We start from the raw sequence: 22174 nt of genomic DNA, 5'->3' as shown, positions 1-22174 counted from the left end.
TGGAGTGATTCGTATGTATCACGCCGTTACGGTTAGTTTAGGTTTTTTCTTTTATCCCGTATTAACGGGCAGTAAGACTCCCACCTTAAAATTGGCTGTGGCAAAGAAGTTAGGTGGAAGATCAACTGCCCGTAAAGACCCGATTGGTTCAACTAATAATCAGTGGGGGATGAACAAAACCCCCACTGATTAAAGTTTCACTTTATAAAAATAAAAAATGGGATGATTGTAGGGAGGGAAAGTTACTATGAAATATGAAAAATTAGCAAAAGACATACTGAAGAATGTCGGCGGGAGAGAAAATATACATAGCGTTGTACATTGTATAACTCGCTTACGGTTTCAGTTAAAGGATGAGGGGAAAGCAAATACAGAAGTACTGAAAAGTATGGAAGATGTTGTGACTGTTATGAAAAGCGGCGGACAATATCAAGTTGTAATTGGTAACCATGTATCTGACGTATACAAAGCGGTTATTGCTGCTGGAGGGTTTCAAGAAGCTGAGGAAGAAAATACGAGTGAGAAGAAAAAGAGTAGTCTTATAGATATTCTTTCTAGCATTTTCACTCCTATTTTAGGAGTGTTAGCTGCAACTGGGATGATTAAAGGATTTAATGCATTATTTGTAGCGTTAGGCTGGTTAAGTACACAGTCAGGAACGTATCAAATATTAAATGCAGTTGGCGATTCGTTATTTTATTTCTTCCCGATCTTCTTAGGATATACAGCAAGTAAGAAATTCGGGGGATCACCATTCATCGGTATGGCAATTGGGGGGGCTTTAGTCTATCCAGCTTTATCAGGTTTAAAAGCCACTGAGCCATTATATACGTTATTTGCAGGAACGATGTTTGAATCACCAATTCATATTACGTTTTTAGGCATACCAGTTATTTTAATGAACTATGCATCATCTGTTATTCCAATTATTCTCGCTGCTTATTTTGGAGCGAAAGTAGAACATTCTTTAAAGAAAGTTATTCCGGATGTTGTGAAAACATTTTTATTACCATTCTTCACATTATTAATCGTTGTACCAGTTACATTTCTCGTTATTGGTCCAATTGCGACCTGGGCAGGGCAGTTTTTAGGACAGGCAACGCTTTGGGTGTATCATGCAAGCCCATTAGTAGCAGGTGCTTTACTCGGTGCTTTCTGGCAAGTGCTCGTCATATTTGGCCTTCATTGGGGCGTCGTTCCGATTGGCTATAACAATTTAGCAGTAAACGTTGTTGATCCGATACTAGCACTTATATTTGCTGCCTCATTTGCTCAAATTGGTGCTGTGCTTGGCGTTTGGATGAAAACGAAAGATAAAAAATTAAAAACACTTAGCATTCCAGCTTTTATTTCAGGTATTTTCGGCGTTACAGAGCCGGCGATATATGGGATTACACTTCCTCTTAAAAAGCCGTTTATTATGAGCTGTATCGCTGGGGGAATTGGCGGCGCAATACTTGGCGTATTTGGTACACAAGCTTATATGACAGGCGGACTTGGTATATTTACGCTTCCGACATTTATTAGTCCGAAAGATGGGATTACAGCTGGATTTTGGGGCGCAATTGTTTCAATGGTTGTTTCTTTAGTAGTAGGTTTTATTTTGACTTACTTATTTGGTTTTACGAAAAAGAAAACATCTACAGAAACAGAGGAAACAAGTAATAAAATTGCTGCATCAAACGATGATGAAGTAATCTTTAGTCCTTTCCATGGCGCTGTTATGCCGCTTCAAAATATTGACGATGCTGCATTTGCATCAGGTGCGTTAGGTGAAGGAGTTGCGATTGAGCCTTCAGAAGGAAAGTTGTTTTCACCAGTTTCAGGTACGATTGCTGCGCTTTTCCCGACGAATCATGCAGTAGGAATTACGGCGGATTCAGGTGCTGAAATTTTAATCCATATTGGAATGGATACTGTGAAATTAAACGGCGAATTTTTCTCTTCTCATATTGAACAAGGAACGAGAGTAGAAAAAGGGCAATTACTGATTGAGTTTAATATAGCTGAAATTCAAAAGGCGGGTTATATTGTGACAACACCAGTTGTTGTTACAAATTATGATAAATATAGCATCAAAAAAACTGAAATAGAAAAGATTCAAGCAGGAGATTCTTTACTAAAGTTAGGAGTTAAATAGTAGTTACATTTCATACAGGTTCAAACGAAGAAAGGTATTCTTTAAAACTTACAATAGCTTTCTTCGTTCATTCTTATATAAAGGAGTTTTTCTATATGTCTAAAGTTAATTTTCCAAAAGGATTTTTATGGGGTGGAGCAACTGCAGCCAATCAAGTTGAAGGCGCATATGTAGAAGACGGAAAAGGGTTAACGACGGTTGATTTATTACCAACTGGTGAAAACCGTTGGGATATTATGAAAGGAAATATTCATTCCTTTACACCGGTAGAAGGAGAGTTTTACCCTTCACATGAGGCGATTGATTTTTACCATCGTTATAAAGAAGATATCGCTCTTTTTGCAGAAATGGGATTTAAAGCGTTACGTGTATCGATTGCGTGGACGCGTATTTTCCCAAGTGGTGAAGATGAAAAGCCAAATGAAGCAGGATTACAGTTTTATGATAATTTGTTTGATGAACTGTTAAAGCACGGTATTGAACCAGTTGTTACGATGGCTCACTTCGATGTACCTGTTCATTTAGTAGAAAAGTATGGAAGTTGGAGAAGTAGAAAACTTGTAAACTTCTTCGAGACGTACGCAAAAACTATTTTTAATAGATATAAAGATAAAGTGAAATATTGGATGACGTTTAATGAAATTAATATGCTTTTACATTTACCTTTCATGGGAGCAGGTCTAGCGTTTAAAGAAGGGGATAACAAAAAACAAATTCAGTATCAAGCAGCGCATCACCAACTTGTCGCAAGTGCGTTAGCTGTAAAAGCATGTCATGAAATCATTCCAGATGCAAAAATCGGTTGTATGCTTGCTGCGGGTGCAACGTATCCGTACACATGTAATCCAGATGACGTTCTTCGTGCGATGGAACAAGACCGTGAATCATTCTTCTTCATTGATGTACAAGCAAGAGGAGCATATCCTGGATACGCAAAACGCTTCTTTACAGATAACAATGTAACAATTGAAATGGAAAAAGAAGACGAGGAAATTTTAAAAGAGCATACAGTTGATTATATTGGCTTTAGCTACTATTCAAGCCGAGCAACAAGTACAGATCCAGAAGTGTTAAAAAGCATAACGAGTGGGAATGTATTCGGTTCTGTTGAAAATCCATATCTTGAAAAATCAGAGTGGGGATGGACAATTGATCCGAAAGGCTTCCGTATTACAGCGAACCAACTGTATGATCGTTACCAAAAACCGTTATTTGTTGTTGAAAATGGTCTCGGTGCAATTGACCAATTAAATAGTGAAGACGAAGTGAATGATGAATACCGTATTGATTACTTGCAAAAGCATATGATTGAAATGTCCGAAGCAATCCAAGATGGAGTAGATATTATTGGATATACAAGCTGGGGCCCAATTGACCTTGTAAGTGCTTCTACTGGAGAAATGAAAAAACGTTACGGATATATATACGTTGATAAAGATAATGAAGGAAAAGGGTCATTAAAAAGATCGAAGAAGAAAAGTTTTGATTGGTATAAGGAAGTAATTAAGACGAATGGTAAGAGTTTGGAGTCTTAAGTATGAAAGGGAGACATCTTAATGGATGTCTTCTTTTTTTCATTGTGAATGATGGAGCGACATTTCCCTTTACACGAACATAAAGGTATAATATAGTTTAGTTAAGTGAACTAAACTATTAGAAAACGAAATAACAGCATGGAGGAAGAATGCTATGACTAAATCGTATAAAGAAGTAATTAATGAAATGAATCGAGCCTACACGGAACTCTACATTTTACTATTTCAAGATTTAAAGGATGAGTTCGGTCTTACTGGGCAGCAAGAGAGCATGCTATTTCATATTCATTTAAATGAAAATACGACAGCAAATAACATTGCGAGTACGTTTAATATAACGAAAAGTGCGGTGAGCCAAGTTTTATCGAAATTGGAAAAGCAACAGATGATTTCAAAACAAGTTAATCCTAACAATAAAAGGGAGTATTTCCTTACAATTGGTCCAAACGGTAGTAAGTATATAGAGCAATTGGCAAAGTTAGATGATGTATTAATTGAAAAATACTTCTCAAAAATTGATATCAATGCCTTAGAGCAAATGACGGATACGTTAACAAAAATAAATAAAGTGATATTGGAAGAAAAGCAGAAGGATCTTGAGTCTAATGAGTAAGAAGCAAGATGAAGCAATTAGTAGAAAGGAGGAGAAGCGTGTGATGAGTTACATACCAAATATGATTACGATAGCAAATTTTGTGTGTGGGCTTTTGGCTATTCACGCTGTTTTCGTTCATGATATGTATGGTGCAGTTATGTTCATTATTACAGGTATGGTATTTGATCTGTTTGATGGTATGGTCGCTCGGAAACTAGATTCTGTTTCGGAAATGGGCGGTGAATTAGATTCATTTGCGGATTTAGTGACCTTTGGTGTGGCACCGTCTATTCTTGCATATAGTGTCGCTTTAAAAGATTTGCAGTTTATTGGGATGATAGGTGCCCTTGCGTATAGTATTTGCGGAATGCTGCGGCTTGCGAGATTTAATACACAACAAAGCAAACTCCCAACATTCATCGGAATGCCCATTCCATTTGCGGCAATGTGTCTCCTCATTTTATGCCTCCTACATAATCCAGTTTCCGTGGCATTGGGCACATGCGTACTCGCTTATTTAATGGTGAGCAAAATCAAATTCCCCCATTTTAAAAAGGATATATCGGAAGGTTTGAAGTCCGAAAGATGGGATTGATGATACGGTATTACAATGAGAAAGATAAAGGAGCATAACATGATTCGTATCGCATTAAGATCATTCAACATACAAATATATTGTTTGCTAGGCGTGATGTTATTGGGATGGTTGCTGACACCTTTTTCAGCCCAGTTTGTAGGGATAAGCGTTGGCCTTTTAGTTAGTATGTACTGCGCCTGGATCTTAGGAAGGCGTATTGAAAAGTTCGGAAATAGCATCGTACAAAAAGAAAAAGCACCAATGCTTGGCATGATGAATCGGTTTGCAGCCGCCATACTCGGCGCAGTTATTATGTATGAAATTGAACACCGTGAGTACATGTGGACATTTGCAGCTGGAATTATGGGTGGGTATTTCTTGGTTATTATTAATTTGGGGTATTATAGTATGAGAGATGCGGAGAAATAGATTAGTATATTTTAAATTAGAAATTAACCTCCACCTCAAGCATGGAAAGATATACTTGAGGCGGATTATTAACACTTACAATAAATTTCTCCCAAAATAAAACAATGAAAGCAAGTACTCCATTTTGAGTATGTTCTATAAAACTAGCTCTTCTTATTTTTTATTTTTTTAAACATAAATTTGTAAATTAACCATGTAATAATGATTACCACAGGAGTAATTAATGCACCGTTAAACATTTTTTGATATATGTATAAAACATTTAAAATTAATAAAGAAACTATTGTAATAATCATATTATATTTTGAAAAGATTTCTACGAATTTAGAATGTGCAAATAACTTTTTGTATATAAAGTAAAAGATTACAAAAAGGATTGTTGTTACTAAACTAAAAACACTAATTTGAAGATAAAATATAACTATTAAATTTGTTATTGCTATTATCATTAACCAAAAAATTATAAAAAAATTAGATAATACTTCTACACTTACTAATAGAGCTCCTAGCGCCGCAATAAAAGCAGCAATTTTATTTGAGGAATCACCTTTGTTATTAGAAGAATTTTGTCTATTCATGAATAAAAATCAGCTCCAATTTAATTTCAGCGATTGTTAAGTAATTGATTTATTTTTTGCTCAAACAGGACATCATTGAGGTTCGTTAATGATAATGTTCCATCATTTTGTTCATTTTGAGAAAATAACCATTGTTTTCCTTTGGTTTCAATAATAAAGAAGCCATTATCAGAAGTAATTTCTTTATTATCTTTTGTTTCAAGTTTTATTACGCTATATATATTTTTTGTTGTTTTTAGGTCTTGTAGGAATTTTTCTGCAGATTTTATATCAAAATCATGAGCAGTTAAAATTTTAATACTTTCTTGAGAGGGTAGTGTTATTAGTTTTTGAATGTTTTTTATTAAGTCAGTAGATATTGATCCATACTTTTTATTTTGCAAATGATCTTCTTTAATTGTAAGTTGTAAAAGAGTCTTTGATTCTACATATAATTGCTCATTGTTTATTTTTTGTATTTGATGGGTAATACCATTTAAACTTTGATATCCAATGATTGTTTTATTACTAAAATAGATATTTCCAGTTGTTGTTGTTGTTGTTGTTGTGATTGCTCTTGTGCACTTTTAAATTTATTTGCTGTTTCTTCTAATAGCTCAGGTGTTACTAAAATTTTCAAATTTCTTTATCCCCCTTAAATAAGATAGCTATGTATATGAAAAAAATTCCATATAGAAATGATTATCTATTTTATATTATCAGAATTTCGTTTTGTGTGGTTGTTAGGATTTTTTTAACTAGGTGCATATAAAAAACAAGATGGGAACCTAGAGTCCCACCTTGTTTTATCACCAATTACCCACTCCAGCATCGGACTTCACCCACTTCACCCAATCCAAATCCTCTACCTTAAGCAAACTGAGCGAAACACCTTTCATATCTAAAGAAGTTAGAAGGGTAACAACTTTTACGAATGTAACTTGTAATCCTTCAAGCTCACATAAACGGCGAATATGGTTTGCGAAAATGTATTGTTCCATTAATGGCGTTGTGCCGAGTCTGTTAATGAGGATGGCTAAGTTGTCCCCTTTTCTCCAGTGATAAATGCTTTTTAGTTTATTCATTAGTTCGATTGCTAATATTTCAGAAGAGGACAGCGCTTCTTTACAGTAATCTTTTTCAACACGAATACCGACAACGCAAAAGACTTTATCAGCGTTTTTAAAAGCAAGGAAAGTAGCTATTTCAATAGCTTTTGTGTTGTATGAAATTGAACACCATGAATTCATGTGGACATTTGCTGCTGGAATTATGGGTGGGTATTTCTTGATTATTGTTAATTTGGGGTATTATAGTATGAGGGATGCGAAGGAATAAAGTGCTGTGTAAATCACTAATTTGGATGTGAAAACCTTCCTTTATAGAGAGCTTTTTATTACAAAGAAAAGACACCCATATAAGAGTGTCTTTTCCGATAGTTTTTTAGCAGAAGCAAGAAGCTCCAACAATGATCAATAAAATAAACAATACAACTAGTAAAGCAAAGCCGCCGCCACAATTACTACTACAACTACCACCAAATCCCATAATAGTTCCTCCTTTAATAAGAGGGGAAAACAAGGGGTCACTCATGTATTTTAATGGATTCAACTTACTTTATGTTTTTTACACAATAATGGAGCAGGTCCTTTTGAAAATAAAGAAAAGACACCTTAAGGTGCCTTCCTCCGACTTGAACCATCTTAATTTTAATAATATTGGACTCCCGTCCGAATATTATTTTACCATGTTAAGTTGTTTTTGGAAATATTTCATATCGATAATTGCAATACACGTTTTAGTTTTTGAATTATGTATCTGTCTAAACGTTGAAATTAATAAAGGAACGACATACTTGAGGGTTTTTATGAGTGATGACAATCATACCATTAATAAGAACCCCATAAATGATAAACCATTCCACTAACAAAAAACACTAATCCTAAAAATAAAACAATTAAAGCAAGTACTCCATTTTGATTATGTTCCATAAATTTAGCTCCTTTTAGAATTATTTTTATATACAAAAAAGCCTTTAGTCGTAATTATGGCTAAAGGCTTTGAGCATTATACTTTTTAGTTAATAAAATCTTATAAGAAGAATTTATAATGTTTTTTATCGAATTTGGAACTGAAAATGTACTAGCTTGATAATGAAGCCTGGCTATTAGAATTGAAAAATTTTAGTTTTATTATAATTAATAGAAATGAGAGTAGTGTGAATATAAATCCGCACCAAATAAGCTGGTGAATACCTAAGTTTGAAATGAACCAGCCTCCAATAGTAGTTCCTAAAGTAATTCCGAGATTTGAGAACGAAACGAATAGACTGTTACCAAATTCGGGTGCTTCTTTAGCTTCACTTATTAACCATGTTTGACCAACAATTAATCCACCAGCATGTACGATTCCCCAAATGAATACTATAAAAATCATGGGAACAAGGTAGGAACCTAAATAATAAACCAATATGTAAACAATAGAATATAGAATAGGGAATGATATTACAGTGTTTATTATGCTTTTTTGCAGAAGACCACCAAATAAATGATTACCTAAAATCATAACTATACCAAATATGAATAGCATGATACTGATGAGAGATCCATTCATGGAAGTTACTTTTGCAAGGTACTCAGCGAAGTAGCTGTATACGGAAAACATGGCTGCAAAAAGGAATGTGACGGTTAAAATATTTAACCATAATCCTGGTTTGCCGAGTATACGAATTTGTTTGCCGAAAGACATTTTTTCTTTAACAGGCATAGAAGGAAGTAGGAGTAGTATTCCAATGAATGCAACAGTGTTAACGAATGCTCCGAATAAGAAAGCCATTTCGAGTGAAAATTGGTCTGCAAGGTAAGAGGTTAGTGGTACACCTAAAGCAAAGCCAACAGTAATTCCCATGAAAACTTTTGTAACCGCTTGACCGCTCTTTTCTGGAGGGACAAGTTTAGCTGCTGTTACAAGAGCGATTGAAAAGAAGAGTGGATGAAGCGCTGCCGGTAAAATACGAAAAATAAGCATGATTTCAAATTGCGTTGTATAAGCGTAGATTAAATTTGAAATAACAAATATGAAAATTGCTGTTAATAAAATTATTTTGCGATTCATACTAGAGACGAGCAGAATTAAGAACGGACCAGAAATAGCAACAACTAGTGCAAATATACTTACTAAAAATCCAGCTTGTGTAGTTGAAATTCCGAATTTTTCAGTGATTTGTGGTAATACGCCGACAATACCCATCTCGGTAGTAATAATTCCGAACACACCTATTGCGAGTGTCAGAATAAGTAAAGGATTTACTTTTTTCATTTATAAAACTCTCCATTCGTATCAGTATTTTGAAAGTAAATTCATTAACAAAGAAGCATTATTATAAGCATGATTGGATGCCAATATGATCAGGCGTATGTAATTTTAAATACAATAACAGATATCTAAATAACTAGATATGATATGTTAAAAAAATTTCTCCTTTCGATGTTTCTTGCTTTTATAGGCAGTGCAATTTATACAAAAGTCATTGGATACCTGTAAAAAGCAGAATGTATGAAAGCTAATAATCAATTAGTATGTTGATTATTAGCTTTCATTTTATAATTCGTTTTGGACGTATTCAGAAAACTTTCGTATTGTTTTTTCATTTCGACGATAGTAGGTCCATTTTCCAATTCGATCAGACTCTAGTAAGCCTGCTTTTTTCATAATTAATAAATAACTAGAAATAACCGATTGGGCTAAGCCAGTTTTAAGCTGGATATCTCCTACACATACGCCAACTTGAAAGTTAAGGCCTTGTTCTAGATAAGGTTTTTCATCGAAATGGTTTTCTGGATTTTTCAACCATGATAAAATTTGACATCTTGTTTCATTTGACAATGCTTTATAAATTAATAAAGGTTCCATAAGGATATTATATCTACTTTTATAGATTTGTAAATGGGTTTTAGTGATTTTAAGGAAATAAGGTATAGTTGATCCCCTTGAATAGGAATAAGGTGCTCTTGATCTGTACCCTTTGTAAAGGACATTCTAAAAAAGTTAGGCAACCTAAAAAAGATGATTTCTGTATGCAAACAGGAGTCATCTTCTTTACATTCTATTGATAGAAAGAGTGATTATAGTACTTCATATATTTCTTAATTTCATGTTTTAACTGAACAAACGATTCACATGGTTATATACTACAAGGGTTGCATGTGAAGATTTAAGAAAAATTTTATATTTACCCCACTTTTTATTTTAAAAGTTTTTCCTATCCTATAAACAAGTTACATCAAGAAGGATACTAAAAACGACAAAGTCATAGATGAAATTGTAAAGTTAGGGGATTCCACATGCATACAGAAGTTTGGATGAGTTATTTGTATACTTATTTCTTTACTATTATGTTTTGTATTGTGTTTCAAATTGGATGTTATTTTAAAGCGAAAAACAATATATCTATTCTGCATTTTCTATGGGTATATGTTTTTCTATTCTACCTTTCGCTAGTGTATAAGGTGACGCAAATCGCGACTGTATGGGATATAAGTAGATATGAAACGTGGATTCGTGTAAATCAAATTAACTTGACTCTATTTGATACGGCAGGTAGTACGACGTATCTTTTGAATATTGTACTGTTTATGCCGTTCGGTTTTTTATTACCGGCTATTTGGCCACAGTTTAGAAAAATGAAAAACACAGTATGTGCAGGATTCTTTTTTTCATTGGCAATTGAGTTAAATCAATTACTAAATAATAGAATTACAGATATTGATGATCTATTTACGAATACCCTCGGGGCAATTGTTGGGTATGTAATATATAGAGTTTTATTTAAAATGTTTAAAATGATATGTAAAAGAGAGGGAAAAAAGCTTGATACGAACTCTTCTTTAGTCATAAAATACGAAGCTATTTTTTGTTTAGTGTGTTCATTTGTAGGTGCGATGTTCATTTATTATCCTGGAGACCTGTAAGCTTCCAATAAGATGGTTGCGATCTCGTTTATAAAATGATTCTAGTATTTCTTCCAATCAGCACAAGATTCTCTCTATACGCTATTAAGCTATTCAGCAGACTGTAAGATTGTCAGTAATCGTACTGGTGGGATTGAAATAAAAGCGGACAGTTTCTATCCAAGCTTTTCATTTATGTATGATGCGCAAGAATTATTTATTATTGGTGGAGAAGAGAAATGGTCTGATACCTATTATATAAAAAGGTTTTTCCATCTTGAGCAGATTACAGATGAGCTAATTATTGATTTAAGAAAATGAGAGACGAGAAGGAATAAATGAATAAACCCTCAAGTATAGAACGATATACTTGAGGGTTTTTATGTATGAAGAATGCTTTTCTATTTTTCCCTAGAATGAACAGTAATGTATAATCTAATTACTTAATGTAATAAGGAGGCAGTAAAATTTGAACAGGAAAATTTGGTTTGTATTTACTTTTTTTGCTCTTTTAGTAACTGGCTATGTTGTTGTCCAATATTTTATTATGGATGGATTTCAAACAGGGCTTGTAAAAGCGAAGCTTATGTTTGGATCTAAATTAAGTGCGTTCTGGTATATGATGCTATTTATACATATTACAACTAGTATAGTAGCATTAGTAACTGGCCCTTTTACATTATCCACTAAATTTAGAGAAAAGAATATCAACCGTCATCGAATAGTTGGGAGAATCTATATGTTTGGTATATTATTAGGAGGCGTTTCTGGACTGTACCTATCCTTTTATGCTACGGGAGGGTTGGTAGCGAAGTTAGGTTTCGGTTTGTTATCCGTATTTTGGCTAACATCAGCATATCAAGCATTAAATAGAGTTAAGAATAAAAAAATTAAAGAGCATCGGAATTGGATGATTAGAAATTATTCTTTAACCTTTGGAGCAGTTACATTAAGAATTTGGCTACCGTTGTTTATCGTTCTATTTGGAATAGAGCGGTTTGAACTTAGTTACGCTATTATTGCTTGGTTAGCGTGGGTACCCAATTTAATTGTTGCAGAATTATTCATAAGAAAAAGATTTAATAAAGGAAAGTACGAAGGAAATGAGGATTTACATTTTTGATATAAATTTGCTGTAATATTGAGGACAGAATTTTTTTTATAGCTGAATTACATACAAAAATAGGATGGCCCATTGAAGCCATCCTATTTTTATTTGTATTACCAACTAGCAGTTTCCGTATTTTCCTTCAACCACTTCACCCAATCCAAATCTTCTACCTTAAGTAAACTGAGCGAAACACCTTTCATATCTAAAGAAGTTAGCAGCGTACCAACTTTTACGAATGTAATCTGTAATCCTTCCAGCTCACATAAACGGCGAATATCATTTGCGAAAATGTATTGTTCCATTAATGGAGTTGCGCCTAGTCCGTTAATGAGAATGGCGAAGTTGTCACCTTTTCTCCAGCGATAAATGCTTTTTAGTTTGTTCATTAGTTCGATCGCTAATATTTCAGAAGAGGATAGTGCTTCTTTACGGTAGCCTTTTTCGCCGTGGATACCGACGCCATAAAAGGCTTCATCGTCGTTTAATGTGAATGAAGCTTTTCCTTTCACTGGATCGTTTGCAGGTGAAAGGGCGACGCCTAAAGTGTGTAAGTTTTCGGCGATAGAATGGCCGAGTGTTGTTAGTTCATCTAAAGAGTGACCTGCAAGAGCGGCCGCACCGAGTATTTTTTGAACGAAAACAGTACCAGCGACGCCGCGTCTTCTTTTATTAAACGAAGCATCATCTTCAATTGAAACGTCGTCATTTACGATGATGTGGTCAATTTGTCTTCCTTCTTCTTTCGCGATTTGTTCTGCTGCTAGAAAATTTGCTACGTCATCTTTAAAGTTTTTGATGATGAATAAAATACTTTTATCTTTTGGCATGAGGCGAGTTGCTGCAATAATTTGTTCCACTGTAGGTGGAGTGAAAATACTGCCGTTTACTGCCGCCGTAAGCATACCTTTTCCTACATAACCAATATCAGCTGGTTCGTGTCCGCTACCACCGCCGCTTATGATGACAACGTTTTGCTTCATTTTTTCGATATCTTTCACATAAATGATGTTATTTGTTTCGTCGTAATTTACTTTGTCGTTATGTTCAAAATAAAAGCCATGCATCATATCTTGAACGATATGTTGTACATCATTCATAATCTTTTTCATTGCTTTTGCCACCCTTTAATTACTTTGCTGATTGCTCCAGTAATAGTAGTAATTGATTGTTTATCATATTTTTCATGAGAGAAGACATAATGGATGGATCTACTTCGCACTTGCTTTCAATCCAATCTTTAATCGTGCCAACGAAGCCGTGGCTATAAAAAGAGGCAATCGTATTTTTCGTCTCATCAGAAAGGCTGAATCCACAGCTCATCGATAGTTCATCAATAATCTTCATATATAAGTTTTTCGTATGCTCAAATAAATAGTGATTAAACGAGTTTTGCTCAATGACTTTAAAAGCATTTCGGTAAAATTTTTGATTTTCATAAAAGTAATCAAATAATAAATCGAAAATATTTTCCCACGTTTCATAGTCGAGAAAGTCGATAATGTTTTCTTTCGTTTCTTCTCTATAAATCCAGCTTAATAGCTCAAATTTATCTTTAAAATGATAATAAAAAGTTTGCCTACGCATTTGACAGTGTAACATAATATCGCTCACTGATATTTTATGAAACGACTCTGTTTCCATTAAATACTTCAATGAATTTGCGATTATCTTTTTAGAAATTATAGAAGAGGTCATCTGAATCATCCCTAGAGTGTTAGTAATATGAAAATCCTACCTACAAATGAGAGCGGTGTCTTTAGACAGATTGTCCATTTTGTCCGTTTACTATAAAACGCTTTCATTTTAACATGGATAGTAAGAAGAAGATTTCAAATATATCACAATATATTAAAGGAATTGAGGGAGAATCACAATGAAAAAGATTATAAACAAACCAGAAACATTAGTAATGGAAATGTGCAACGGAATGGTTATGGCTCATCCAGAGCTTGAGCTTTTGAAAAAATATAAAGTCATTAAGAAGAAAGAAATGAACGAAAATAAAGTAACGTTAATTAGTGGCGGCGGTAGTGGTCATGAGCCAGCACATGCAGGATTAGTCGGAAAAGGAATGTTAGATGCGGCAGTGTGCGGAGATGTGTTCGCGTCGCCTTCACAAATTCAGGTGTATCAAGCGATTAAAGAGACAGCTAGTAAAAAAGGTACGTTATTAATTATTAAAAATTATAGCGGCGATATTATGAATTTCAAAAACGGAGCACATTTAGCGACGGAAGATGGAATTGAAGTTGACTACGTAAAAGTGGATGATGATATTGCGGTAGAAGATAGTCTATATACAGTAGGACGCCGCGGCGTTGCGGGCGTTATTCTCGTTCATAAAATTGCTGGCGCAGCAGCGGAAGCAGGTATGGATTTAGGAGCGGTGAAAGCTGTCGCAGAAAAAGCAGCGGCTAACGTGCGTACAATCGGTTTAGCGTTGACGTCTTGTACAGTTCCAGCGAGCGGATCACCTACTTTCACACTTGCGGAAGATGAAATGGAATACGGCGTAGGTATTCACGGCGAACCAGGAATTAAACGCGAAAAAATGTTGTCAGCGGATGAATTAGCTAACCGTATGACAAATGATTTAATGAAAGATTTAGGAGTAAAAGACGGCGAAGAAATTGCGCTTTTAGTTAACGGTTTTGGCGGAACACCACTGCAAGAACTTTACTTATTTAACAACGCAGTTACGAGAGAACTAGCTGCTAGAAGCATTAAAATAAACAGAGTATTCGTTGGCAACTATATGACGAGTATCGATATGGCTGGTATGTCTTTAACAGTAATGAAACTAGATGATGAGCTAAAAACATTACTATCGAAAGAATGTAATACACCAGCGTTTAAAGTAGATGGACCAGTTGAAAGTGTAGAGTACGTGAATGTACTTGAAGGTGTAGAAGAGAAAGAAGTTTCCTTCGAAATAGAAACAGCGGAAGAGCATGCTGTTATAAAAGATAATGTCATTACATTAAACAACATGATCTATCTCGTTGATAAAATGAGTGACGTTATTATTAAAAACGAAGTACCGTTCTGTGAGTTAGATACACATGCGGGTGACGGCGACTTCGGAATGAGTGTTGCAAAAGGATTTAAGCAACTAAAACGTGAGTGGCATTCTATTGTAGATCAAGAGAACGTAACGATCGGATCATTCCTTGACGGCTGTTCAATGATTATTATGGAACATTGCGGCGGCGCATCTGGTCCAATTTGGGGCGGAGCATTCCGCGCAGCTAGTAAAGCAGCAGGCGAAAAACGTGAGTTAACAGTGAAAGAATTCGCTGAAGTGTTGCAAGCAGCACTGCAAGGCATACAATCTATCGGTGAAAGATCATTCGGTAGAGGAGCAGTAGTTGGTGACAAAACACTTGTTGACGCACTTGCTCCATGTGTAGACTCTTGGTTAGCTAGCGCTTCAAACGAAGAAGATATGAAAATTGCCTTTGAGAAAGGAGCAGAAGCAGCAGTTAAAGGAGCAGAGTACACGAAAGAAATCGTTGCTCGCATGGGCCGCGCCGGTACAGTTGGTGAAAGAAGTTTAGGCTACCCAGATGCAGGTGCACATGCACTTGGAGTTATCTTTACGGAGATTGCGGGTAGTTTGAAATAGAAATGTGAATATCCCCTCTGCCTTGTGGTGGAGGGGATATTTATAGTTGATATGTAGAACATTTCTTTCGGTGCTCTCTCTGTAAAATATGAGTTTGTTAATATTTTTGATAAAATCTTATTTCAAAACTACAACTAATATTTCTCAACATTAATATATTGAAAATAGTTAGAATATTTAAGGTAATCATTTATGAAGCAATATATTATAAAAAAAGGGGGAATTTATTTTGTTACGTCGCTTATCTATTTGTACTTTATTAACAGCTTTTATGTTTACTTTGTTTACATTTAACAGCTCTGCTTTTGCGGCTACGAATACTACTGAAAATAAAACTGTAGTAGCAGCTTGTGCAAAGGGAGGTACGGTAGGTGTATATGGTGCAAAGATGCGCAGTGGTTACACTGTTGGATCACCTGTCTTACATACATTTAATGATGGTGCGAAAATTACTGGAACATGGGTAACTGGTGAATATGTTCAAGGTCATTACAGTAATTCTAAACAGTGGTTAAAAGTTACATATAAAGGGATGACAGGTTATGTATCCCATACAACATTATATAACGTTTGCTCATAAAACTATGTACTATAATAATAACTCTGGATATATTGAACTAATCTCTTTTAGGGATTAGTTCTTTTTATCCCTTTTTGAAATATCCATATTTAACCAATTCTGTGTATAGATAACCATTTTTTTCTAAGTATTTATTGGATTAATAGTTTTAATGTTAGTTGTTAATTAGTATGGGGAAATTTATCATGCAATGAAGAGTGAGAAATCAAGAATTATAAAAAATTATAGTATCTTTGATTTATATGTTTATTTTTTATATAGAAACGAATAAGGGACAGAAAAAGTTATAAGTTTAAAGAGTTGAAATGGTGAAAGTGTATTGAGAAATTTTTTTGAAACAATAATATTCAGAAAATTAAATGTTTTATAGGTTTATTTTTGTTATTATGTTAGTAATCTATAGACAAAGGAGAAGGATCTATATGAGTGTACATGCAATAAAAAAGGAAGAAATCACTTTACTTTTACATGAGTGGTATCGAGAAATTCGTTCACAGAATTTCGTTAAGGCAAAGGAATTAAAACAAAGTATTGATACAAAAATTAATAGTATGGAAGAAGATCAAAAGAATACAGAGTTTTATTCACTTTTAGATTTTAGATTTAAAATGTTAAGTGCAGAGTTTTATCCCCATCAATCTGACATATCTAAGAATGATCTAAGAAAAATGAAGTTAGATGAAGCGCCATCAGATGAATCTCTATTATATTATTACCATTTCTTTAAGGCTTCTCATGCTACGGTAAACGGTGATTTTAAAGTGGCTGAAAAGCATTATGGAATAGCAGAATCTTTATTGGAAAATATTCAGGATCCAATCGAAAAAGCAGAATTTAACTTTAAGCTATCTAGCTACTATTATCATGTTTGCCAGCCTATTTTAGTTATTCAATATGCAACTAGAGCAAGAAATACATTTGAAGGGCTGTACGGGTATAGTAGGAAGGTCGCAGCATGTGACAATGTTCTTGGGTTAGCATGTGTAAAGCTAAATGAATTTGAGCAGGCAGAAGTTTATTTTATGTCGTCTCTGGATATTTTGAAAAAGCAAAATGAAGAGGAGTTAATGTTACGAGTTCGACATAGTTTAGGGGTTATGTATGCAGAGCAAAACCTATCTGATTTAGCACTTCGTTATTTATCAGAAGTATCACAAAAAATCCCGAATCACTTTAGAGCGATTTTTTTGGAAGCTAGAGAGAATTTAAAGTTAGGAAAAACAAAGCTTGCAGCGTCTTTAATTGAAAAAGGATTAGTAATCTGTAATGAACTAGAACAAACAGAATATGAACATCATTTTAAAATTCTAAAGGGAATGAATGAGAATGTTTCTGCTGAAGAATTAGAGTTAGCTATTTCTAAAGGAATTTCTTTCTTTAATGAAGTAGGTTTATGGCAATATGTCCAGGAATATGCTGAAAAGTTAGCGGTTAAATATCATAAAGAAGGAAATTCAATAAAATCTAGTGAATACTTCTATTTAGGATATAAAGAAAAAGAAAAAGGTTTTCAGAAAGGGGCTTTAAAATGAAAAGAATCATAAGCAGCTCAATTGGATTAATAATTACGGTCATACTATTAAATGGAGTAAATGCTCCAACAGACCAATCAAAGGTTAATACAACAAACGTTATACAATATACGCATGGAGAGCCGTGGGGCTGATGGAATATTGAAGTATAAAGAGTTGTTAGATCAAAGTGAAGAAAAAGTAATTATTAGGTATTATATAGATGAAACGCTCAAATGAGCGTTTTTTTATTTTATAATCAGATGATTTATTTTCATATGTACCGCAGTAAAAACTTATTCCTGACTTAAAAAAGAGCCTCACCGGAATGGTGTTTTTTATCCGATTATCTATTCTTGGATATTATAAATAGCATCTATATGAACTTATTTTTTATTAAAAATAATAGAGTTTTTCAACAAGGTATTTCCTTTGTGGGAGAAAATGGTCCCAAATTCTTTTAGTTAAAAGCTCATGTCTTAAATCGATTCATATTTGAGGTATGACGAATGCGAAAAATGAAAAACACGAATCCAATCGTGATAAAAGTTTGGAACTAGATAATGAATAAGACACATAAAGAAAAGGTACCCATATATAGGTACCTTTTCTAATAGTTTTTTAGCAGAAACAACTACATCCGATAATGATTAATAGAATAAATAATACAACTAGTAAAGCAAATCCTCCAGCGAAACCGCAGCCTTCGCCGCAACTACCACCATATCCCATAATAATAGTGCCTCCTTTAGATAAGAGGGGAAAACTAGGGTTCATTCCATAGATTTTAATGGGTTCACTTTACCTTATGTTTTAAAGAATGAATTGAGCAGGTCCTTTTGAAAATAAAGAAAAGACGCCATTAAGCGCCTTCCTGTTAGGTAGATAAGACTTTAGTTTTCCAATCTAAAGAAATTTTGTATCAGCTCTTTGTGAGTATATCATAATATCTGATTGATTTATTATGCATTGTTACATACTTTTCTAATACCCTCTATTTTCCATTTGATAAAATAAAATCCCAATATTACCAAAAAATAAATAAATATTTCTACATATTCAAGATATTTACAAAAATTACAAAAGTGATACATTTAAGTTGTAAGCTATAAAAACTATTAAAGGGGGATTTATTATGTTCAAGAAATTAGTAGTGGGAGCATTGGCAACTGGTATTGCATTAACAGGAGGAATTGGGGCAGCTTCGGCTGATACGCAAAAAGCTGTGAACTCTCCGAAGCAAGCAGCATGCTCAATTCCTTATGAGTATTCTAATGGTAAATTCAAAAGAACTCTTTATTACTCAAATGGAGTATATGCTAATAGTTTTAATGAAAATGTTTGTGGCGGGACGATTACGTGGTATTTAAAACATGTTCAAAATGGAGTTGCTTTTTACGAAGGTAATTTAAAATAGTAGATTTTTTGAACCTCATTTATTGAGGTTCTTTTATTTTTAGTTTTTAAACTGATTCTCCATAAAAAAAGGCACTCAAAGGTTCTTTCCTCCGATTGAATATTATTTTATTATGTTAAACAATATGGGACATTGAGCAATATGATTCAATCCTATTATTAATCAACTTTATAGAAAGGTATGTTCAAGCGTTGTCATAAAGGCTAGGGGATTTATTAAATAGAAATAATTAGTGGTAATATAAAGTGTTTTTTACCTAATAAACCTTTTGAATTCTAAATATTAACTCCAAAGTAATTCATTTCATAAATTTTAATTTTTTGCTAACGCTGTTATTATTTTATATATTATTATTCCAATAAGTGTTGTGTTAATTAGTTATTTTCTGATAATATCTCTGTGTGTTTTACTCTAATAATTATAAAAAGGTGGTGTTTTCTTTATGTCAAACATGTTTCATAAAATTGGTGATGCGATTGAAAGGAGTATGTATTTTAAATCTTGTTTTTATATCTTAACAGGGGCTCTGCTTATTTATATTGGTTACATTGTAGGTAAGTGGGTGGGTTCTGCTGTATTTTAGAGTGAAAAATGGAATTTAATCAAGAAAAAAGAATTTTTTCAAAAGGTGTATTAATATAAAATTAACATTAATTAAACGTAATATAATTAACTTAAGAATAATAGATATCGTTATGAATTCAGTATTAAAAAAAGAAATGCCTAATTTAGCAGTATTAAGTAATGAGGAATTAAAAAACATTGATGTTCATGGTGTCTACAGCAGTTTTTTTACTGGTCACTTTACTGTGTATTACGTTATATTTTAAAACACACGATAAACGTTTTATGTATCTTGGATATGTATCATTATTTTTAACTTTTTTTGTTATTGGTACTTTTTCATAATTAAATGTCCAGTGGTTTATCACAAATTAAATTAAGAAGAGCATATATAAGAGAGAAAAGGCATTCATAAGAATGCCTTTTCTTTATCAATAGCCCGAGGAGAAGAGAATATACAGATTTTGATGTGGTACTTCTTGAGCAAATAGTTGTAATTCATCAGATACAGAAATAGACATACAAAAACGCCATCTTTTCCTATGATTCTACAGAAAGAATTAGGATAGAAGTAAAGCAATTTGGTTATAAATGATATTTTCGACATGATACAATAGACCCTTTTATATATCCGCAAGTAAAACAACATAATATTAATACGGAAAAATATAATAATATGAGTTTTTGCATATTTCGAAACTTAATATATCCTTCAAAAAATTTTAATAGTATAATATGTTTTGTCATATTATTTTAGATTTTTCGACAAAATATAAAAATAGAGAACGTATTGGGAGAAGGAATTATGTACACAAAACTATTAAAATCAATTACATCATTAACACTTATTGGTGGCGCTTTATTATATACAAATGGCAGTGATGTGAAAGCTGCTGAGGCAGGTATTTTTTCTGATGTTCCTACATCGCATTGGTCGTATCCCGCGATTAAAGATTTAGCGAGTAAAAATATTATTTCCGGTTATGGAAATGGAATATTTGGTTTTGGAGATGTTGCGACGAGAGAGCAAGTTGCAGCTTTAATTTATCGTGTGTTAGTACCGAATAAGCAAGGTGGTACGTTCAGTAATGAAGGTGCTCGTTACGTATTAAAAGATGGATCTACTTTAAATAATCCGTATCGAGATATTCGCTCAGGTTCAACATTGTTTCCAGAAGAGGTTTTAACGTTAACGAAATTAGGGGTTTTTAAAGGTGATGCAAACGGTGGATTTAGACCGAAAGACTCTGTTAGCCGCGCAGAAATGGCACAAATTCTTACAAACGCTTTCCATCTTTCTGCGAAACAAAAGCATACATTTAATGATGTTCCAAGTGGTTATTGGGGTGAAAATGCAATTAGTGCGGTGCAATCAAACGGGATTGCTTCTGGTACAGGCGAAGGGGGATTTGAGCCATATAGCACGGTAAAACGTGAACAATATGCACAGTTTTTATATAATACTTTGAAATATAAAAAGCCTGAAGTTGCGGTGCAAGATACAGGAGATGCGGCATTATTAGCGGCTTTTAAAGATGAAGTGCAAAAGCGTATTAATGCGTATGAAACGAATATTACACTTCCATATAAAACGAAAAATAGTAATCATGAAGAAGTAATGAAGACACTTTTCAACGCCTATAAAGAAGTCGCAAGTAAAAATGAGTATACAAATTATAATAGATCGAATGTTTCATATGGAATTTCTGGATCACCTGGAAATTATACGTTTACGTTAAAGATTACATATCGTGAAACGAAAGAACAAACGGAATATGTAATGAAGCAAGCAAAGGCAATTGTTTCTTCTATTACGCAAGTTGGAATGGATGATCACGAAAAAGTGAAGGCGATTCATGATTATGTCGTAAAGCATATTTCTTATGATACGTCTTATAAAGCTTACACAGCATATGAAGCACTCGTAAATCGTTCTGCAGTTTGCCAAGGTTACGCACTATTAACCTATCAATTATTAAAAGAAGCTGGAGTTGAGAATCATTTTGTAGTAGGAACTGGAGATGGTCAGCCTCATGCTTGGAATTTAGTGAAAATCGAAAACAAATGGTATCACCTTGATACAACATTCGATGATCCGATACCAGATGAACAAGGCCGCGTAACATATTCTTATTTCAACTTATCAGATGAGCAAATCGCAAGAAATCATGAGTGGAACAGAAGTGATTATCCGCAAGCTACAACAAATTATTATAGTACATTAACAAATAAAATTGCGGCAGGTAGTACGAAAATCCCTGCATATCAGCAAATATTAAAAGATACAAAGTTAAATTATTTAGGAAATGAATACATCGCAAACAACTATAATGAATTCAAAAATAAAATGCAGCAACGTTATAACGAAAAGTCACCAAAGATTGAAATTCTTTATAAACAATCAATGGATGGCGCATTGCAAGATGTGAAAAAAGTAATTGGAGAAATTGGTTATCCGCAAGGGGCGAACCGTGTTTCTTATAAAGCTGAGCCGTATAATGCGAAAGAAGGATATTCTTTAGTGACGATTACGTTTATGTAGTGAGAATGAGAAAAAGCATCTGTTTCAGATGCTTTTTTATTA

The 22174-nt window shown here is 33.7% G+C and carries 24 protein-coding genes and 4 pseudogenes; 17 read left to right on the top strand and 11 right to left on the bottom strand.

All coding sequences use genetic code 11. From position 1 onward, the window contains the following. Positions 1-13 precede the first annotated feature (13 nt). The 6 genes from DN393_RS06215 to DN393_RS06190 all read left to right on the top strand — a co-directional run bounded on the left by DN393_RS06215 (position 14) and on the right by DN393_RS06190 (position 5276). Positions 14-193, top strand: coding sequence for a hypothetical protein (locus DN393_RS06215; protein ID WP_064473769.1), 180 nt, complete (start codon positions 14-16; stop codon positions 191-193). Between the two features lie 54 nt (positions 194-247). Beyond that, positions 248-2140: a beta-glucoside-specific PTS transporter subunit IIABC gene (locus tag DN393_RS06210; RefSeq protein WP_149173370.1), complete on the top strand. Its 1893-nt coding sequence runs from the start codon at positions 248-250 to the stop codon at positions 2138-2140. A gap of 95 nt (positions 2141-2235) precedes the next feature. After that, complete coding sequence (locus DN393_RS06205) at positions 2236-3675, top strand: 6-phospho-beta-glucosidase (RefSeq protein ID WP_098111562.1); 1440 nt, start codon at positions 2236-2238, stop codon at positions 3673-3675. A 154-nt stretch (positions 3676-3829) separates the two neighbouring features. Next, entirely contained in the window at positions 3830-4288 is a 459-nt protein-coding gene (locus DN393_RS06200) for a MarR family winged helix-turn-helix transcriptional regulator (RefSeq protein WP_064473772.1), read from the top strand. Then, a complete protein-coding gene (gene pssA, locus DN393_RS06195; protein WP_098111561.1) occupies positions 4281-4865 on the top strand; it encodes a CDP-diacylglycerol--serine O-phosphatidyltransferase in 585 nt (194 codons plus the stop codon). Before DN393_RS06200 ends, pssA begins: the two co-directional genes overlap by 8 nt. A 39-nt stretch (positions 4866-4904) precedes the next feature. After that, positions 4905-5276 carry an ATP synthase subunit I gene (locus tag DN393_RS06190; protein WP_064473773.1) on the top strand — a complete coding sequence of 124 codons (372 nt, stop codon included), beginning with the start codon at positions 4905-4907 and terminating at the stop codon, positions 5274-5276. A gap of 143 nt (positions 5277-5419) precedes the next feature. Here the strand turns inward: DN393_RS06190 and DN393_RS06185 are convergent, their stop codons facing one another. The 4 genes and pseudogenes from DN393_RS06185 to DN393_RS06175 all read right to left on the bottom strand — a co-directional run. Next, entirely contained in the window at positions 5420-5854 is a 435-nt protein-coding gene (locus DN393_RS06185) for a hypothetical protein (RefSeq protein ID WP_064473774.1), read from the bottom strand. Between the two features lie 26 nt (positions 5855-5880). Then, positions 5881-6237: a hypothetical protein gene (locus DN393_RS06180; RefSeq protein WP_081257056.1), complete on the bottom strand. Its 357-nt coding sequence runs from the start codon at positions 6235-6237 to the stop codon at positions 5881-5883. Between the two features lie 92 nt (positions 6238-6329). Continuing rightward, entirely contained in the window at positions 6330-6473 is a 144-nt protein-coding gene (locus tag DN393_RS31430; RefSeq protein ID WP_154131894.1) for a hypothetical protein, read from the bottom strand. Between the two features lie 169 nt (positions 6474-6642). Beyond that, positions 6643-7014 (bottom strand): annotated as a pseudogene (locus DN393_RS06175) (dihydroxyacetone kinase subunit DhaK); the annotation flags it as partial. A gap of 37 nt (positions 7015-7051) precedes the next feature. Between DN393_RS06175 and DN393_RS06170 the strand changes: the two are divergent. Beyond that, positions 7052-7171 (top strand): annotated as a pseudogene (locus DN393_RS06170) (ATP synthase subunit I); the annotation flags it as partial. 105 nt (positions 7172-7276) lie between these two features. Here the strand turns inward: DN393_RS06170 and DN393_RS06165 are convergent. From DN393_RS06165 to DN393_RS06150, 4 genes and pseudogenes are all read right to left on the bottom strand, one after another. Next, positions 7277-7381 carry a YjcZ family sporulation protein gene (locus DN393_RS06165; RefSeq protein WP_075310385.1) on the bottom strand — a complete coding sequence of 35 codons (105 nt, stop codon included), beginning with the start codon at positions 7379-7381 and terminating at the stop codon, positions 7277-7279. Between the two features lie 594 nt (positions 7382-7975). After that, a complete protein-coding gene (locus DN393_RS06160; RefSeq protein ID WP_064473776.1) occupies positions 7976-9151 on the bottom strand; it encodes an MFS transporter in 1176 nt (391 codons plus the stop codon). A 282-nt stretch (positions 9152-9433) separates the two neighbouring features. Further along, positions 9434-9745, bottom strand: coding sequence for an ArsR/SmtB family transcription factor (locus tag DN393_RS06155; protein ID WP_149173369.1), 312 nt, complete (start codon positions 9743-9745; stop codon positions 9434-9436). Between the two features lie 193 nt (positions 9746-9938). Further along, a pseudogene (locus tag DN393_RS06150) lies at positions 9939-10016 on the bottom strand (TetR family transcriptional regulator); the annotation flags it as partial. 160 nt (positions 10017-10176) lie between these two features. Between DN393_RS06150 and DN393_RS06145 the strand changes: the two are divergent. The 3 genes and pseudogenes from DN393_RS06145 to DN393_RS06135 all read left to right on the top strand — a co-directional run bounded on the left by DN393_RS06145 (position 10177) and on the right by DN393_RS06135 (position 11905). Then, on the top strand, positions 10177-10803 hold the full coding sequence (locus DN393_RS06145) for a VanZ family protein (protein ID WP_064473778.1): 627 nt from the start codon (positions 10177-10179) through the stop codon (positions 10801-10803). A 45-nt stretch (positions 10804-10848) separates the two neighbouring features. Continuing rightward, positions 10849-11103: pseudogene (locus DN393_RS06140) on the top strand (hypothetical protein); the annotation flags it as partial. A 148-nt stretch (positions 11104-11251) separates the two neighbouring features. Beyond that, positions 11252-11905 carry a DUF2306 domain-containing protein gene (locus DN393_RS06135; RefSeq protein WP_088047900.1) on the top strand — a complete coding sequence of 218 codons (654 nt, stop codon included), beginning with the start codon at positions 11252-11254 and terminating at the stop codon, positions 11903-11905. Between the two features lie 98 nt (positions 11906-12003). Here DN393_RS06135 and dhaQ read toward each other — a convergent pair whose 3' ends face one another. Continuing rightward, entirely contained in the window at positions 12004-13002 is a 999-nt protein-coding gene (dhaQ, locus tag DN393_RS06130) for a DhaKLM operon coactivator DhaQ (RefSeq protein WP_149173368.1), read from the bottom strand. A gap of 19 nt (positions 13003-13021) precedes the next feature. Next, the gene (dhaS, locus tag DN393_RS06125) at positions 13022-13588 is read right to left on the bottom strand and encodes a dihydroxyacetone kinase transcriptional activator DhaS (RefSeq protein ID WP_000204216.1); all 567 of its coding nucleotides are present in this window, start codon (positions 13586-13588) and stop codon (positions 13022-13024) included. Between the two features lie 178 nt (positions 13589-13766). Between dhaS and dhaK the strand changes: the two genes are divergently transcribed. The 4 genes from dhaK (at position 13767) to DN393_RS06100 (ending at position 17764) form a co-directional block, all read left to right on the top strand. Next, entirely contained in the window at positions 13767-15518 is a 1752-nt protein-coding gene (gene dhaK / locus DN393_RS06115) for a dihydroxyacetone kinase subunit DhaK (protein ID WP_064473780.1), read from the top strand. A 229-nt stretch (positions 15519-15747) separates the two neighbouring features. Continuing rightward, positions 15748-16098 carry an SH3 domain-containing protein gene (locus tag DN393_RS06110; protein ID WP_064473781.1) on the top strand — a complete coding sequence of 117 codons (351 nt, stop codon included), beginning with the start codon at positions 15748-15750 and terminating at the stop codon, positions 16096-16098. A gap of 422 nt (positions 16099-16520) precedes the next feature. Further along, complete coding sequence (locus DN393_RS06105) at positions 16521-17630, top strand: response regulator aspartate phosphatase (protein ID WP_064473782.1); 1110 nt, start codon at positions 16521-16523, stop codon at positions 17628-17630. Beyond that, positions 17627-17764 (top strand): Phr family secreted Rap phosphatase inhibitor, encoded by a 138-nt coding sequence (locus DN393_RS06100; protein ID WP_000821340.1) that lies wholly within the window; start codon positions 17627-17629, stop codon positions 17762-17764. Before DN393_RS06105 ends, DN393_RS06100 begins: the two co-directional genes overlap by 4 nt. Positions 17765-18230: 466 nt before the next feature. Here DN393_RS06100 and DN393_RS06095 read toward each other — a convergent pair whose 3' ends face one another. Continuing rightward, the gene (locus DN393_RS06095) at positions 18231-18341 is read right to left on the bottom strand and encodes a YjcZ family sporulation protein (protein WP_000540371.1); all 111 of its coding nucleotides are present in this window, start codon (positions 18339-18341) and stop codon (positions 18231-18233) included. A 403-nt stretch (positions 18342-18744) separates the two neighbouring features. On the opposite strand from DN393_RS06095, the gene DN393_RS06090 reads away from it, so the two are divergent. From DN393_RS06090 to DN393_RS06080, 3 genes are all read left to right on the top strand, one after another. Beyond that, a complete protein-coding gene (locus DN393_RS06090; protein WP_064473783.1) occupies positions 18745-19026 on the top strand; it encodes an LCI fold-containing protein in 282 nt (93 codons plus the stop codon). Between the two features lie 442 nt (positions 19027-19468). Then, positions 19469-19609, top strand: a complete 141-nt coding sequence (locus DN393_RS31425) for a hypothetical protein (RefSeq protein ID WP_170957612.1) — start codon at positions 19469-19471, stop codon at positions 19607-19609. Positions 19610-20395: 786 nt separating this feature from the next. Next, a complete protein-coding gene (locus DN393_RS06080; protein WP_064473784.1) occupies positions 20396-22132 on the top strand; it encodes an S-layer homology domain-containing protein in 1737 nt (578 codons plus the stop codon). Positions 22133-22174 lie beyond the last annotated feature (42 nt).

Source organism: Bacillus sp. BPN334, assembly GCF_008368885.1.
Taxonomy (GTDB): Bacteria; Bacillota; Bacilli; order Bacillales; family Bacillaceae_G; genus Bacillus_A; species Bacillus_A wiedmannii.
This window is presented reverse-complemented; position numbering and strand designations above follow the sequence as displayed.

Excerpts from the sequence above, each read along its gene's own strand:
- dhaS (WP_000204216.1), bottom strand. The coding sequence starts at position 13,588 with ATGACCTCTTCTATAATTTCTAAAAAGATAATCGCAAATTCATTGAAG.
- DN393_RS06145 (WP_064473778.1), top strand. The coding sequence starts at position 10,177 with ATGCATACAGAAGTTTGGATGAGTTATTTGTATACTTATTTCTTTACT.
- DN393_RS06090 (WP_064473783.1), top strand. The coding sequence starts at position 18,745 with ATGTTCAAGAAATTAGTAGTGGGAGCATTGGCAACTGGTATTGCATTA.
- DN393_RS06210 (WP_149173370.1), top strand. The coding sequence starts at position 248 with ATGAAATATGAAAAATTAGCAAAAGACATACTGAAGAATGTCGGCGGG.
- dhaK (WP_064473780.1), top strand. The coding sequence starts at position 13,767 with ATGAAAAAGATTATAAACAAACCAGAAACATTAGTAATGGAAATGTGC.
- DN393_RS06205 (WP_098111562.1), top strand. The coding sequence starts at position 2,236 with ATGTCTAAAGTTAATTTTCCAAAAGGATTTTTATGGGGTGGAGCAACT.
- DN393_RS06100 (WP_000821340.1), top strand. The coding sequence starts at position 17,627 with ATGAAAAGAATCATAAGCAGCTCAATTGGATTAATAATTACGGTCATA.
- DN393_RS06155 (WP_149173369.1), bottom strand. The coding sequence starts at position 9,745 with ATGGAACCTTTATTAATTTATAAAGCATTGTCAAATGAAACAAGATGT.
- DN393_RS06105 (WP_064473782.1), top strand. The coding sequence starts at position 16,521 with ATGAGTGTACATGCAATAAAAAAGGAAGAAATCACTTTACTTTTACAT.
- pssA (WP_098111561.1), top strand. The coding sequence starts at position 4,281 with ATGAGTAAGAAGCAAGATGAAGCAATTAGTAGAAAGGAGGAGAAGCGT.
- DN393_RS06160 (WP_064473776.1), bottom strand. The coding sequence starts at position 9,151 with ATGAAAAAAGTAAATCCTTTACTTATTCTGACACTCGCAATAGGTGTG.
- DN393_RS06185 (WP_064473774.1), bottom strand. The coding sequence starts at position 5,854 with ATGAATAGACAAAATTCTTCTAATAACAAAGGTGATTCCTCAAATAAA.
- DN393_RS06095 (WP_000540371.1), bottom strand. The coding sequence starts at position 18,341 with ATGGGATATGGTGGTAGTTGCGGCGAAGGCTGCGGTTTCGCTGGAGGA.
- dhaQ (WP_149173368.1), bottom strand. The coding sequence starts at position 13,002 with ATGAAAAAGATTATGAATGATGTACAACATATCGTTCAAGATATGATG.
- DN393_RS06165 (WP_075310385.1), bottom strand. The coding sequence starts at position 7,381 with ATGGGATTTGGTGGTAGTTGTAGTAGTAATTGTGGCGGCGGCTTTGCT.
- DN393_RS06190 (WP_064473773.1), top strand. The coding sequence starts at position 4,905 with ATGATTCGTATCGCATTAAGATCATTCAACATACAAATATATTGTTTG.
- DN393_RS06080 (WP_064473784.1), top strand. The coding sequence starts at position 20,396 with ATGTACACAAAACTATTAAAATCAATTACATCATTAACACTTATTGGT.
- DN393_RS06200 (WP_064473772.1), top strand. The coding sequence starts at position 3,830 with ATGACTAAATCGTATAAAGAAGTAATTAATGAAATGAATCGAGCCTAC.
- DN393_RS06215 (WP_064473769.1), top strand. The coding sequence starts at position 14 with ATGTATCACGCCGTTACGGTTAGTTTAGGTTTTTTCTTTTATCCCGTA.
- DN393_RS31425 (WP_170957612.1), top strand. The coding sequence starts at position 19,469 with ATGTCAAACATGTTTCATAAAATTGGTGATGCGATTGAAAGGAGTATG.